Consider the following 14,409-nt stretch of genomic DNA (forward strand, 5'->3'; position numbering starts at 1 on the left):
AGGGCTGTGCTGGTCGGTGCCAGCGTTTACGCCGATGCAAGCCTGTACGACCTACCCGCCCCGTCACGCGGAACGTCGAGGCACTCGGCCAAGCGCTAGTCGCCATGGGGTGCGTCACGGTGGTCGACCCCGACGATGTGGCGGCGGTGCTAGATCCGGTGGGGACGGCGGCGCGTGAGGCCGAGGATGTGTTGCTGGTCTATTTCGCCGGCCACGGTCTGCTGCCCGGGAGTCGGCGGGACCTGCATCTGGCAGTCGGTGGCAGCAACCCCGAGAAGCCATGGACAGCGGTGCCATACACGCATGTGGCCGACCTGGTCCGAGACAGTGCCGCGGCGGTGAAGGTGGTAATCCTGGACTGCTGCTACAGCGGGCGCGCGATCGGAGTGCCGCTCACCCCAATGGGGATCGACGCGCAAGCGCTGGAGCAGGTAGAGATCGAGGGCGTCTACGTGATCACGTCGACCACGGCAACCCGTCTGTCGTACGCGTCGCCGGACTCGACGTTCACCGCGTTTACGGGAGCACTGCTGGAGGAACTCACCGCCGAGCCGGGCGGCGCCGACGAAGCGGTGCCGCTAGCGAGGACGTTCGAGGGGGTGCGGCGGCGGATGCGGGCGGCTGGGCTGCCGGAACCGCAACAGCACAGCACCAACACCGCGGCCGGGCTGGCTCTGGTGGCGGGTGACGGGCTGCCAAACCGGGCCGGGCAGGAAGCGGTCGCGGTACTTCGCAACCGGGATGGAGGGGCGGTGGGCAGCGAGGCTGTCGAACGCCATGTCCAACCCGTACGACCCGCGGATGAGGAACAGCCCTCGCTGCTGGATGGCGACGGATTTCTTGACCTCGATTCAGCGACCGACCTCATGTCGGCCGCCAATCTTGCTGGCTGGCCTAAGAGTTTTGTCCTGATTGGGCCTGGCGGGGTCGGCAAGTCCGAGGTCCTCGGCGAGCTCAGGCGTCTCGAGAACGGCTTCGAGGTCGACCTCGTCGGACAAAGGGGTGCCGATATCAGCGCGGCTGTCCGCGCGGGCGTCGTTTCAGGCAGGCCGGTCTATCTCGATTCCCTGGATGAGGCCCTGCTCACCGAGCCCGCGCTGGCCCGGCTGGTAAACCGTGCGATCACTGGGGCGGGAACCGACGGCGTAAAATGGCGGCTCGCGTGTCGCCCTTCGGCTTGGACGAGTGCATTTGTAAGCGGTGTCGCCGACCTCGACCGACTCCGTCTGCTTCCGCTAACCCGCGGGGCTGCTCACCGCCTACTCGCCTCACTCGGTGTCGACGAGGGTTTCCTGGACGCGGTGGTCACAGCCGGACAGAGCCGATTGAGCGCCTCACTGTTGCACTTCATCGCAGCGGCCAGGCAGTGGCAGATCGACGGTCGCTTTACCCATCGACGTACGGATGTGTTGGAGTCAGAAGTGCAACGGCTGCTGGCTGAGCGGGAGGACGTTCGCCCGCCGTTGCGGACCGGCGGGGATGTGCGGCGCCGGGCGGCCGGGCGGCTGGCGTTCTTTGCTGCGTTTGGCGGGATCGGTCGGTACGCATTCCGGACCAGTGCGGACCAGGCTGGCGTCGCGATCGCCGACTTGCCGACCGGCCCTGAGCCAGACCGTCCAGACATCGTCGTTGGACGGGACATCTACGAAGAGGTACTCGGCAGCGCGCTGTTCGACACCGCCTCTGGGGACACCGTCGCCTTCCGGCATCAGGAGTACGTCGACTACCTCAGCGGGAAGTATGTGGTGGACCGGGCTCCCGTGCGATCACAGATCGCCGGACTCCTCGGCCTGACCGACGGTGTGTTGCCGCGCTCCCGGGCGGCGGTCGCTGCGTGGATGGTGGCTCTCCGTCCGGAGATCGCCGACCTGATTGCGCCCGCCAATGCGGCCACCCTTATCGAATCTGAGGTCGAGCTGCCGCCGGCCGCGCGGGCGGTGGTCGTGGACGCGTTGCTCGCCGACGCGCGTGAGAACGATGCGCCGCCGCATTGGTCCCTGGACCTGTCGCTCGCTGCCCATCCCGGCCTGGAGCGGCAACTCACCGACCGGATAGAGGCCGGGTTCGAGTCGCCCTTCGAGGGATGGTGGCTCTTCCGCCTCGCACTGGCCGGCCGGGTGGCGGCAGTTACTCCGGCCGCGCTCGCGACCGCCCTTGACCATCGGGCTCCTTCCTGGGCTCGTCGGGTGGCAATCAACGTGGTATGTGACCTAGGCGCGACGTCGGAACGGTCGGCCTTGCTCGAGGCCCTGAACCTCGACGCGGACGAGGACCCGGACGACGAGGTACGGGCGGCGTTGCTTGATGGGCTGTACCCGCAGTACATGACCACCACTCGTCTACTGCCGTTGCTTACTCGGCCGCGACGGTTCAACTTCATCGGGGCATACCGGAAGTTCTTGCGAGACCTCGCCGGTCGGGTTCCAACAGCTGATCTTCCCGAGATGCTCTCCTGGATGCATACGACCAGCCGAGCACAGGTCTCTATCGAGTCCCGCTCATGGCTGCGCGACGCAGTCGATCGGACCGTCGCGCGAGCCCTCGCAGAATCCGACGACTCCAACGTGCTGGTGCCGCTGTCGGAGTTTGTGATCGACATGTCCGCGCATAGCGGCGACAGCCGGCCATGGGCCCAGGATGCCGCCCAGCGACGTCAGTTGGCCCTTGCCGCCGCGGCAAAACTCGACGGACAACGGTGGCCGATCCTGCTCCAACGCAGGCTCGTCACGGCCGACGACGTCGAATGGCTTCTGGACGTCATCTCGGACGAGAACGTACTTGGCCGTGACGTCCTGGCGCACTGCTTCCAGCGGCTGGCCGCTGTTGCGGTTGCCGAGCCGGACCTTGATGAGGAACCTGCCGACCAGCCCGATCCCTCCCCGCTGCGAGCCGCGGTAGCCGCCGCCCAGCGCGATCTCGACCTGTGGGCCGACATTCCTTTGGCCCTAACGACGCCAGCTGACGACCTCGATGCGTTGTTCTCATGCGATCTCACGGCGCGTCGAGGCTGGTCGCTTCTGACTGCCGACGAGCAGGACGAGGTGCTCGACCGAGGCATCGACTACGTGATCAACTGTTCGCCCGATCCAGGTCTGCGCCTTAACGCATCCACGATCAAAAGGGACGTCGTCCGCGCTTGGTCGGGGGTCTACCTGATGACGACGGTCGCTCGTTATCACCCGGAACGCATCGGCGAGCTGCCGACAATCGTGTGGGAGCGGTGGGCGCCGGCGATAGCAAGCGCCTGGGCCTACGACAACGAAGACCTCCTCAGGACCCTCGTCGGCCTCGCTCCCGCCGAGGCGATGACCGACGTCCGGGCCGCAGTACGTGCCGTACTCGACGATCGTGGCACCTGGCAACGCAAGCCCCTCTACGAGCACTTCGCCCGCGATCTCACGCCGGCCCTGGTGACGTCCGTCCAGCAACGTCGCTACTCCGATGACGAGAATACTGACGTGCTCGCCTTCTTGATCAAGCATGACGAGGACGCGGCCGTCCACGCGGCCAGATCGGCGGCAACGGGTGACGGTTCTCAGCTGTCCCGGGCAGCGAACCGCTACCTGGCCAGCGTCGACAGCAACGACACAGTCGACCGTCTGCTGAACGAGACCCTTGAATCCGAGATATTTCTGGAACTGCTGGAGAGCCTGAGTTTGGAAGGAGTCGACGACCACCGTCTGGGTGCCCTGAGCCGCCTTCTGTTCGATCGATACCCATTTGTCGACGACGACCCGAGGGAGACCGAGGGCTGGCGGGACACCCCTGCACGACGCGGAGCCCAGATCCGCAACCGCATGGTTGCGTTGATGGCCATGCGCGGCCAGGTCGCCGAGCTGCTGACGCTCGCGGACGGCCGCCCCCCGCTCGACCAGGCGCTCATCCGACATTACCTTGGGCAGGCCAGACGGGCAGCGGCCGACACCGCGCAGATCCACCTGACGCCAACCGACTTGCTCGACCTCCTCGGCCGCTCGGATCTCCGGCTCATCCGCAACGCCGGGGATCTCACCAAGGCCGTGCTGGACCACCTCGACGAACTCCAACATGAGCTCGCGCGCAACAACGGCTTTCGGGACGTGTGGTCACCCGATCGCAAGCGCCTCGGTACCGAGGACGACATCACTGATTGGGTACGCCGTCGCCTGGCCGATCGGCTCGGCCGAGGTCGCGTCCTGCTCGCCCGAGAAACCCAGGTCGAGCGCCTCGCGGTTCGGGGCCTGGGTACACGCATCGACCTGACCATCGATGCTCCGACCAACACCGCACCGTCCGGAGTTGCCGGAACGATCATCGAAGCGAAGCTAGTCAGCAACGACGAAGTACCCACCGCGCTGCAACAACAACTCGTCGACCGATACCTTGCAGCGACCGGCCAGCGACACGGTATCTACCTGGTGTACTGGCTCCCGCCCAAACAGCGAATCTCCGGATCACGCACGGCATATCCCGACAAGCATCAACTGCTCAACGACATGCAGCAATGGGCCGCCGACGTAGCCCCGCAATACGCGGTCAGCGTCTACGTGCTCGACGTCAGCTGGCCGGACGCGCTCTGACCAGCGATCCAGACCCGCTCATACGTCGCCGGAGACCAGACGCTGCCAAGACTTTCAGACTGCCGCTCGCAACTCCACGCGAGAGCGACAGCCCGGACGTCTAGACAGACGCCTCCGGCTGACCCGGCGTATTCGCATCACCTGGCATCGATAAATCCCGGGCCGGGCGATTGCCGGTTGGCTGTAGCCTTGTAGGCCGAGGCGGGTGTCTGGCTTGAAGGGCTGGCGATGACCGTTTGCAGCAGAGCCGATGCTCGTCTGTTGCTCGTTCGTACCTGCAACGCGTTCCGCGTTCGGAACAACCGAGTGGTGTCCGTGGTCGGTGACCGCGGGCCGGCTGGAGAGGGACGACCGCGCCAGAGCTCAGGGGATCGGCCGCCGATCATCAAGGCTGGCGCCCAACCAGAGGAAGGCCGCGGGTGATCGGCTCGGCATCCCGTCGATTCAGCCGCATCCCCACCACTGCCTCGGCGACCGTGCGGTACCTACCCAACGGCGACAACACCGTGCTGCGCGATGCCCTGTACGAGGTCTGGGGACGCAGATGCCACGTATGCCGGCGGCCTAAGGCATTCCAGGAAATCCAAATCGACCATCTCATCGCGCGCACGACAACCGCCGCAGACCTACAGCGGTTGAAGCAGCAGCATGGCCTGCCCGACGACTTCAACCTCCACGCCCCGGCCAACCTCGCTCCGGCCTGCGGGGACTGCAACGGACAAAAGGGGACCTACGTCCCCGGCCCCGGGCTGCTCGACATCCGGCTCCGGAAGGCCGCTACTTATGAGTCCGAGGTCATTGCCGCCGTGCAGGGTTTCGCCACTACCCACGCGGTCGGTCGTAGCCTGCGGGTGCTCCGGACGGTCGATCTCAGCGATCCCGCGGCCCGGGCCGCGTTCGAACAACACGCGCCCGCCGTCGTGCAGGAGTTGGCGTTGCTGGACGAGAGCAAGGCCGACTACCTAGTCACCCGCAGCCTCGACATCTCCAGCAGTGTCGATATGGATCTAAGCGACCACGACCTCGGCGCAGACCTGATTCTCGACGCCCGGGGCCGCACCAGCGCGGTCATCATCGAGGAGATCGGTGGGTGCACGCTCGCAGCCGCCTTGGGACCTGCCGTGGACGGCCTGGCCGTGCAGATCCGCAGCCGCGCCCGAGCCGGGTTGGAAAACCCCGACGTCGAGGTGGTGTGTTTCGGCGCGCCGGTGGCCGAGGGTGGAGCACTGAGCGTCGCTGATCTGAACTGCACATATCTGTGGCTGACTATCGAAACGGTGGACGTCGGACGCGAGGGCGCGATCCTTTCCGCCAACTTCGCTGGTCGCTTCAGGTCTGGGTTCGGAGGCTCGGTGGTGCGCCATACCCTGTCTGGTCACTCGGGAAGGTGGAATGGCGAAGTCGGGACGGCCGGTCAGCTATGGATCAACTGCGGCTGGGATCTGACCGCAGGGGCTGGGAGCCCGCAGACCTGCATCATCGAAATCACTGGCTGGGACCACTTCAAAGCCCTGGTGTGGGCGGCGCGGCCAGAGGTGCTCGGCATAGGAACCGGAATGGGTACGTGAACGTGAGCAGGTTGTCGTCGGTTCAAGTTGCTGCTCGCTCGGCTGACGAGGCCTACGGTCATGACCCGCTGCCCTCGCCGCGATGCGAATCGCGGAACACACTCCGCCGGTCGGTGAGCCATACCGCCTGACCGCACGATGCTCCACGGTCCGGTGATCAGCCAGGATCGACGCCTGCCTTGTCGGAACTTCCGCGAAGGGCGAGCCCTGACCATGACGGCCACCGTTCCGCATCAGTCGCTGCGGTACCTCATCCGCGCCACCGGAACGCCCGAGCTGACCACCAACAACCTCCTCGAGGCGCTGCTCATCGCCGATCGAGCGATGTACCGCGCGTTCCTCGACGCTGTCGGAACCCTCACCGGCACTGATCTCGTCGGCACCCGGCTCGGCCGTGAGAGCTACACCGTTGACGAGCTGACCGGTAAGCAGTCGTACCGGGACTTCACCCTGTCCTGCGGCGATACCACCCCATGCAGCAGGGTCCAGCTTCGAACGAGTAGCCCGCGTAGTCCCCCTCGCTCGACGACTTGGCGCGGTGCCAGCTCCTCGGTCATGGCGCGTTGTCCACCGTATCAGCGTCCGACAGCAGTTCAACGAGCGCATCGGGGCTGCCGAAGTAGGCGTAGATGAAGGTGTCGAAGAGCGGCAACAGGTTGATGTCGGCACTCTATGCTGAACGGAGATCCTCGAACCACGGACGAGGGGATATTAGTGTCGGGGTCCAGTGCAAACACCGTCAATAGAAAGATAACGGTCATCTCGGCGTTCCTTGCGGTGACTGCAGTGATCGGGGTGGCCGCCGACCTGTCGGGTTTGACGTCGTTTATCACGGGAAAGAACCTTCCCGATATTATCGGCGGCGCAACGCCGGATGGTGCGAGCACCTCCGCGCCGGGCGGTGCCGCGCTGCCGCAGAGCGTCGCGGCGAATGGACCTACCGCCGCCAATCATTCGGAGCGGCCCGCCGCGACGAAAAAGGCGGCGTCGCCGACGCCAACCAAGGCGGGCAAAGTCGGCACGAGCGGTGACGACCCCAACACGACGGCCGACGACCTCGCCGGAACGATCCGTCCGGAATTCATCACGAGTTCGGGTGGGGCGTACACACTGCACGCGTCGATTCACAATGCAGTACCGAATGCGACGATCAATTGGAACGTCTCGGTAAATACGAACGACAACAATGTGATGTCCCGGGGGACTGCTCACGCCTCCGCTGGGGGAGTCGCCGAGTGGGATGTCGTCTGGTATTCCGGTCGAGCCTATGACGCGACCGGGGGAAGTCCCAACCGAGGGTTCAGCGTCAATGTCGACGACGGGGGACCGCATCTTTTGTCTCTCGGATTCCTGGTCACGATCGCTGACGGGGCGCCGGATCCGGCTCAGTGGGCGCGCTGACGGCCCGCAGAACCTCGGCGGCGACCCGGGTGCGGGCAGGCGTGAGGTCGAGTTGGCCCTAAGACCTAGAGATCTGTGTCTGGGCCACCGATGCCTACCAGCGCGGCACGCGGGTGTACTGACGGGTCCGTGTAGGCTCCTGCAGCAGGTCGACCGCCCTGCTGGCGATCGCCGAGGTTGACGGGCGGCGGCCACGGCCACCCCGAGCAACTCGCTGGCCGCTCGCACGCGGCTCCGCAACCCGTGCCGGTCAGACCCGACAGCCAAGCCCGCTACCAGCGGCATTGTCCTATTGCACGCCACGGCAGGGTTCAGCGGCAGCAACCCGGCGCGTCGGCAATTCCCCCGTTTACCCCCCGAAAACCCCCGGCAAGCGTTGACAATCAGCTACAGGTAACGACTAGTGCCCGACGGCATTTGCGCAGCTCAACGCTGCATACTGACGAACGATGACAGGTTCAAGATCGTGACATTCGGTAAGAAGAGGTTGACAATTCCTGACAAGCCCCGATTGAGGGCGCCAGATCAGGTCGTCGTCGGTTCAAGTTGTCGTGGCCTCAACCGCGGAGTGATCGAGAACGCCTGGGCTCTCGCCGTAGACCACGCTCGTCTGGCTTGTAGAGAGGCGCAGCCCGTTGAGCGGGGTTGCGGTCAAGCGGGTCAGAACCTGGGTTGGCAGGACTCGGTGTTCGGCCAGCGTTTGGCGGACGAGCCGGTGCAGGTCGGTCGTGTGCTGCCCGGGCGCCTGCGCGAGCAGCGACTCCCAGACGGCAGCAATGTCGTTTGCAAGGGCGATGAACTGTGTTGGTTGGGCGAGGTGCACGTTGTGGTCGGCGCCATCGACGGCCTCTGGATCAACGGTCGTGCGCGGAGCAACGATGATCGAGGCGCTTTGTTCGGGCGGCGCGGCAAGGCCTCGATCGGCGGCGAGCTGTCTGAGCTGGGTGTTAGCTTGCCGGACGTCCCGTAGCGGAACGGGCTTAGCGGAGTCCTGGCCGCTCTTGGCTTCGATGGCGAGCCAGATACGCTCATCCCAGCACCACGCCGAGTCGCAGCGGCCCTGGCCCTGCGGCTTGAACGCCTCGCTACCGAGCAGTTCACCCAGGCAGGACAACGCGGGCTCGAATTTCCCGGGCTCGGCGGCGACTAGACCGTCTTTCATCGAGGCAAGCACCTTGTCGTGGGTGGTGCGCTTGACGCCCTTCGTTAGTCGGTTGGCAATCCTGTTCACGGCGGGGCTATCGTCGGCGCTGATCTGCAGGTCGTAGTTGTTTGCAGGCTCGACGTCGCGCAACCAGGTGGTGCCCCGTGATGCTTCATTCGCCCGCTTGACCAGAGCTTCAGCGGTGGATCGTGCGGTTGGATGTCCAGCATCAGCGGCGGCATGGAACCAGATGGCGGCAAGGTACAGCCACAGCGCACGGTAGTGGCGGACGTCGTCGTTGCCGCTGAGAGCATCGGCTGCCTTCTCTGCATGCATCGCGGCGTCAACCCAACAGGCGTCCCACGCCAACCGGCATGCCTCAAGCTCATGGGGAGCCGACTTGGCTAGCTGTTCCGTGCCGGGCAGCGGGGTCTGTATCGCCTTACGCCGCAGCCCAGCAATCTCGGGCTCCGCGTTGTCGCGCCAGTCGTCGCCCTGGGAAAGAAACGACTTCACGTTGGCGATGATTGCTGCCACCGATGCGCGAGAGTTGTCTCGGCCGAACGCGATTTCCGCCTGCAAGTCGGCGCTGAGCGCCGTGCGGACACCCGTCTCAGACAAGTACCTTGATAGCGTGTCGCCGAGAATGACCACGACGGCGTGGTCGGCCGGTCCACGCGTGCATCGTCCTGCACCCTGCACCACCCGAGTACGAATGCGTTCCTCCAGCGCCATCCGCGCCCGGAGCTGGTCGGCTAGGTAGCGCTCCTGCAGGTGAGCGGCGTCCGGTTTGCCGTCAAGCACTACGAGTCGGCACCACGCGTCTGGCAGGTCCATGCCGTCATACCTTGCCAGGGCGAGCAAGGCGTGCTTGGCGCCGCCGAACGGCTCGAGGCCAGTGGCAACCGCCTGCTTGTCCAAGACGGGCCATTGCGCAGGATTCAGCGCGCGGGCCGTCGTAACCGCCTTCTCCGATGTTGGTGCGAGTACCAACGCTTTGCCCGCAGCGCCGACTACATCGCGGGCGACCAGCTCAGGGTCTTCGTCCTGCGCAAGGCCGGCAAACACGAAGAATCGCCGGCCGTTTCGGGGGGTTCCAGCACCAGGCGACAACGCCAGTCGAGTGATCGGCGTTCGACCGAACGCACGTTCCAACTCACCACCCTGACCGAGGGTGGCGGACAAGTACAGACGCTGATTCGCGGCGGTAAACGGCTGATTCTCGAACGTGGGCGGAACGAACGGGCGGACCAGAACACCAGCCCACGACACGTAGACCATGCACGACGGCAGTCCGGCGCGGATCATGGTGTACCGCCAATAAAGGTCCCCGCCGGCGGTCGACAGCGCGTCGTCCAGTGCCTTGACCAAACCCCAACGCGATGGCACAACGAGCCGGACATCATTCCGCGCAAGCGGATCTGGGTCTGCCTCACTCAACCGCTGAAGGAAGATGCCGTCGAGCGCTGGCCGAAGCACATCAACAACCGCGGAGTACAACTGAAGATCACGGAAGCGGGAGATGTCGGCACTCCACGCCTCGGCGACGAACTGCTCGCCGGCGTGGGCATCGTCGAACAACAGCGCTCCCGGGCTTCCGAGCTTCGGTGAGGCATTGAACACGGAGCTGTAAGTCGTGATTGCGATGGCTTCGGCGGCATCGTATCGGGTGACCTCCGACAGCGGCCACGATGTATGGCTTCCAACCAAGGTGACCGCAGGGATGCCCTCACGCTGGGCAACACGAGCCGCCTGGTGCGCCAGTTGCACCGTCGGGCACGCGTAAGCAATCTGCTCAGCAAGCTTCCTGCGCCGCCAGTCCGCGATCAGCAAGCCAGGAACCGTCTTACCGGTACCGGTGGGCAGTTCGATAGCCAGATCAGGCGTCTTCGTGTGCGTGTCGGCATACTGGCTGAGCACGCCGGTCTGGTGACCCCACAGGTTCGGCACCGCAGTTCCCATGCGCGGAAGATCCGCAAACAGCGCCAAAGGTGACTGCGGCACTGAGCCGGTATCTTGAGCTCGCTTGAATGCCACGCAGGACTCCACGATGATCGCCGCGCGCGACCGCGCGAACTCGAACGGTGAGATCTGACCGTACAGCAGGCTACCGCCCGATCTAAACCGAGATTCTGCTTGCGACCTAGTTCGTGGATGCCTGCGGCGCGTCAGATGGTCCGATCACGATCCTTATCGATCGAACATGTGTGCGATCCCGTCATATACCGCACCGTCGTCAGGCACTGGTGGAGCGGCTCCTATGGACGCATGGGCCGGCGAGACGCGTTCGTGCGCACTGACGGCCAGCGGTTCCAGTTGGAGCTCCGAGCGGGAGGCGCCGAGGGCCGGTCTGCTCGTGCCGTCTTCGATGAGCTGTGGCACGTCGGTGAGGAGGCTGCCCGCCACCGCGATCCGGGGATGCAGTGGCAGGACATCAGCAGGGCTCACGAGCCTTAGGCATCAGTCGGCCCGTCCAGGCCAACGTCAGGCCGCGCTCGGCTTCTTCTTGGGGGTGTCAGGCCGACGCGGTTCTAGCTCATCGTGGGTCTGAGGAAGGGCCTTAGGTTCAGGCTGTGGCCGCGGTCCGTTCAGAAGTGCCAGTTGGACTTCCTTGTCGGCCTCGATCTTGGCCCGCCTGGTCAGGTAATGCTCCTTGACCCATGTCCTGGCGAACGCACCCACGGCTGCACTACCGACGGCTGAGAGCACGGCGGGGATGTAGAGCGCAAAGTCGGCAAGGCTCACGCAGCATCCTTCAGGTCGAACGCAGGATGAAGCGTGCGCACGTAGCGCCGCAGAGCTATCGGATCCATGTACACCGAAAGAGCACACGACGAAGGCAGCAAGAGGAAGTCCTCTGTGAGTGGGAGTCCTACTGCTGCGAGCCGGTCTTTCGCGCTCCACTGTAGTTGGTGGGAGACCTCTTACCCGGTTTCGAGTAGGCGTCCACTCGATCGGGTGAACGCTGTCGACGGCGGCCTGTCTCAGGCCGCCGTCGACAGACAGCGGCAGATTTCGATTTGCAAATTGACCCGTCGCGCCGGATACGCAACGGCGAGTCGCCGTACCATCCCGCAACCCGTCGCCCGGACGGCAGTTCTGGCCGCCTGGCCAACGCCGGGCACACCAACCCGTTTCAACATCAGGAGAAACCATGCATTTTGCCTTCTACGGTCGAGTATCGACCGAAGACCAGCAGGACCCGGAAGCCTCGCGGGCCTGGCAGCTGGCACGGGCCCGTGCGCTGATCGAATCGATCGGGGGTGAGATCGTCCGTGAGTACTTCGATGTCGGCATGTCCCGGTCGCTGCCGTGGCGGCGCCGGCCGCATGCCGCCCGCCTGCTGACGGCGTTGCGCGATCGTGGTCGCGGGTTCGACGCCGTCGTGATCGGTGAGCCGCAGCGGGCGTTCTACGGCAATCAGTTCGGTTTGACGTTCCCGCTGTTCGAGCACTATGGCGTGCAGTTGTGGGTGCCCGAGGTCGGCGGCGCGATCGATCCGGGTAGCGACGCCCACGACTTGGTCATGTCGCTGTACGGCGGAATGAGCAAAGGCGAACGCAACCGGATCAAGATCCGCGTCCGGTCGGCGATGGCCGCCCAAGCCGCCACCGAAGGCCGCTTCCTCGGCGGCCGGCCACCATACGGATACCGGCTGGCCGACGCCGGCCCGCACCCCAACCCGAGCAAGGCCCTCGACGGGCGGCGACTGCACCGGCTGGAACCCGACCCGGTCACCGCACCGGTCGTGCAGCGCATCTTCGGGCAGTATCTGGCCGGGCACGGGCTCTTCGCGATCGCTGAGGCGCTCACTGCGGACGGCATCCTCAGCCCGTCCGCGCACGACCGGGCCCGCAACCGACATCGTAGGGGAGTGGCCTGGTCGAAAAGTGCGGTGCGGGTGGTGTTGACCAACCCGCGGTACACCGGCCGGCAGGTGTGGAACAAGCAGCGCAAGGACGAGGTCCTCATCGACGTCGACGACGTCGCCCTGGGGCATGAGACGAAGATGCGCTGGAACGACCAGCAGGCGTGGATCTGGTCCGCCGAGGTCGTGCAGGAGCCGCTGGTCACCGACGAGGACTTCGCCAAGGTCCAGGCCCTGCTGGCCGGCCGGCGGCACCGCCAGAGCGCAGTCACCACGGTCAAGCGGACCCGGCACCCGTACCAGCTGCGTGGGCTGCTGTTTTGTGGCCTGTGCCAGCGCCGGATGCAGGGCAGCTGGAACAATGACAAGCCGCACTACCGGTGCATCTACCCGACCGAGTACGGCCTGGCCAACCACACCACCCACCCCCGCAGTGTCTACCTGCGTGAGGAGCAACTCGTACCAGCCTTGGACCGGTGGTTGCTGCGCGCGTTCGCGCCGGAGCGGCTGCCCGGCACCCTCGCCGCGCTGGCCGACGCCCAGGACCACGGGCGCGACAGCGAGCTGGCCGCCCGCGCCGCCGAGGCTCGGCGGGTGATCGCCGACTGTGACCAGCGCCTGGCGCGGTACCGTGCTGCCCTAGAAGCCGGCACCGACCCGACACTCGTCGCCCAGTGGACGGCCGAGGTCACCGTCACCCGCGCCGCCGCCCAAGCCCAGCTCCGGGACGCTGCCGGCGCCAAACCCAGCCGCATGACCACCGAGGAGATCAACGCCGTGGTAGCCAGCCTCGGCAACCTCTTGACCGTCCTGCGCGACGCAGACCCCGCCGACAAGGCCGAGATCTATCGCGGACTCGGCCTCCAGCTCACCTATCAACCAGGCGCAAACAACGTGATCGCCGAGGCAAAGCCTACGGCGATCATGTACGAAGGTTCGTGTCGAAGGGGGGACTTGAACCCCCACGCCCGATAAAGGGCACTAGCACCTCAAGCTAGCGCGTCTGCCATTCCGCCACTTCGACCGGCTGAACCATTGTACTCGGCGTCTCTCGACCCCGTGCCAACGGCCACGCGATACATTACACGGTCACCGGCGATCTTGACGAATCGGGGGGTCGACGCGCGGAGGCGGCCGGAGGGGGAGCCGGCCGCCCCGCGTCCTGTCCCGGGTTACCCCCGGGGGCGTGATCGATAAACGTTGGTTTTCAAAGATCTTCTTCCCAGGTCGTACGGCGGGTCAGGGCGTCGCGCACCTTGTCCACCACGCCCAGGGCCGGGTCCACGAGCTTGTTCAGCGGGGGTGTGGACGGCGTTGCGGGGTGGGGGCGGGTCGGGGCGGCCGAGCGGGCGATCTCGACGCGGTTGCCCAGGCGTACCAGTTCGTTCTGGGTGCACCGCGAGCGCAGGGCCGGGAACAGCTCGGCGGCGGTGCGGTGGTTGTGCGAGCGCACGTGTTCGGTGACGGTGCGCAGGGCGGCGCGGTCCGCGTTCGTGTGCAGGCGGCGGAGGGCCACCAGGAGCTCCGCGTCGGCGGCCAGTTCGCGGGTGGCGATGTCGGGGCCTTCCGGGAGTACCGCCGAAACCGCAGGCAGCAAGTATTGCTCCTCGGCCGACAGGTGCCGGGCCAGGGTGGCCACGAGCACGTCGGACGCGGCCGGCTCCGTCGCGGCGCGCGCGCAGAGGCGGTCGAGTTGCTCGTGCTCCTCGTCCAGCAGGTCGATCATGCTGCGGCCGGTGGCGTCGTGCTCTTCGTCGGGCGCGCCCGGGAGGGGCGGCAGGGGGAGTCCGCTCACGGGCTGGCGGTTACCCGGGCGGCGAAGCCTTGAAACGGCAGGTTACCCGCCAGTACCATCGCATACACACATTT

The 14,409-nt window shown here is 65.9% G+C and carries 6 protein-coding genes, 1 tRNA gene and 1 pseudogene; 4 read left to right on the plus strand and 4 right to left on the minus strand.

What is annotated here, in order from left to right; genetic code table 11:
* Positions 1–83: 83 nt before the first annotated feature.
* From AB0B76_RS31425 to AB0B76_RS31435, 3 genes and pseudogenes are all read left to right on the plus strand, one after another.
* Positions 84–4,559 (plus strand): annotated as a pseudogene (locus tag AB0B76_RS31425) (caspase family protein); the annotation flags it as partial.
* Between the two features lie 419 nt (positions 4,560–4,978).
* Complete coding sequence (locus AB0B76_RS31430) at positions 4,979–6,127, plus strand: HNH endonuclease signature motif containing protein (protein ID WP_360382266.1); 1,149 nt, start codon at positions 4,979–4,981, stop codon at positions 6,125–6,127.
* Between the two features lie 795 nt (positions 6,128–6,922).
* A complete protein-coding gene (locus AB0B76_RS31435; protein ID WP_360382267.1) occupies positions 6,923–7,528 on the plus strand; it encodes a hypothetical protein in 606 nt (201 codons plus the stop codon).
* A 541-nt stretch (positions 7,529–8,069) separates the two neighbouring features.
* Here the strand turns inward: AB0B76_RS31435 and AB0B76_RS31440 are convergent.
* A complete protein-coding gene (locus tag AB0B76_RS31440; RefSeq protein ID WP_360382269.1) occupies positions 8,070–10,709 on the minus strand; it encodes a DEAD/DEAH box helicase in 2,640 nt (879 codons plus the stop codon).
* Between the two features lie 447 nt (positions 10,710–11,156).
* A complete protein-coding gene (locus tag AB0B76_RS31445; protein WP_360382271.1) occupies positions 11,157–11,417 on the minus strand; it encodes a hypothetical protein in 261 nt (86 codons plus the stop codon).
* A gap of 409 nt (positions 11,418–11,826) precedes the next feature.
* Here AB0B76_RS31445 and AB0B76_RS31450 point away from each other — a divergent pair, with 409 nt between their 5' ends.
* A complete protein-coding gene (locus AB0B76_RS31450; protein ID WP_360382273.1) occupies positions 11,827–13,515 on the plus strand; it encodes a recombinase family protein in 1,689 nt (562 codons plus the stop codon).
* Here AB0B76_RS31450 and AB0B76_RS31455 read toward each other — a convergent pair.
* Together AB0B76_RS31455 and AB0B76_RS31460 are read right to left on the minus strand one after the other, a co-directional pair.
* Positions 13,480–13,564, minus strand: a tRNA-Leu gene (locus AB0B76_RS31455). The two genes, AB0B76_RS31450 and AB0B76_RS31455, sit on opposite strands and share 36 nt — an antisense overlap.
* A gap of 183 nt (positions 13,565–13,747) precedes the next feature.
* The gene (locus AB0B76_RS31460; protein WP_360382274.1) at positions 13,748–14,335 is read right to left on the minus strand and encodes a hemerythrin domain-containing protein; all 588 of its coding nucleotides are present in this window, start codon (positions 14,333–14,335) and stop codon (positions 13,748–13,750) included.
* Positions 14,336–14,409: the final 74 nt, after the last annotated feature.

The organism is Dactylosporangium sp. NPDC049140 (assembly GCF_040648435.1).

Bases quoted from the DNA above. Each gene is read 5' to 3' on its own strand.
- AB0B76_RS31450 (WP_360382273.1), top strand. From the start codon at position 11,827: ATGCATTTTGCCTTCTACGGTCGAGTATCGACCGAAGACCAGCAGGAC.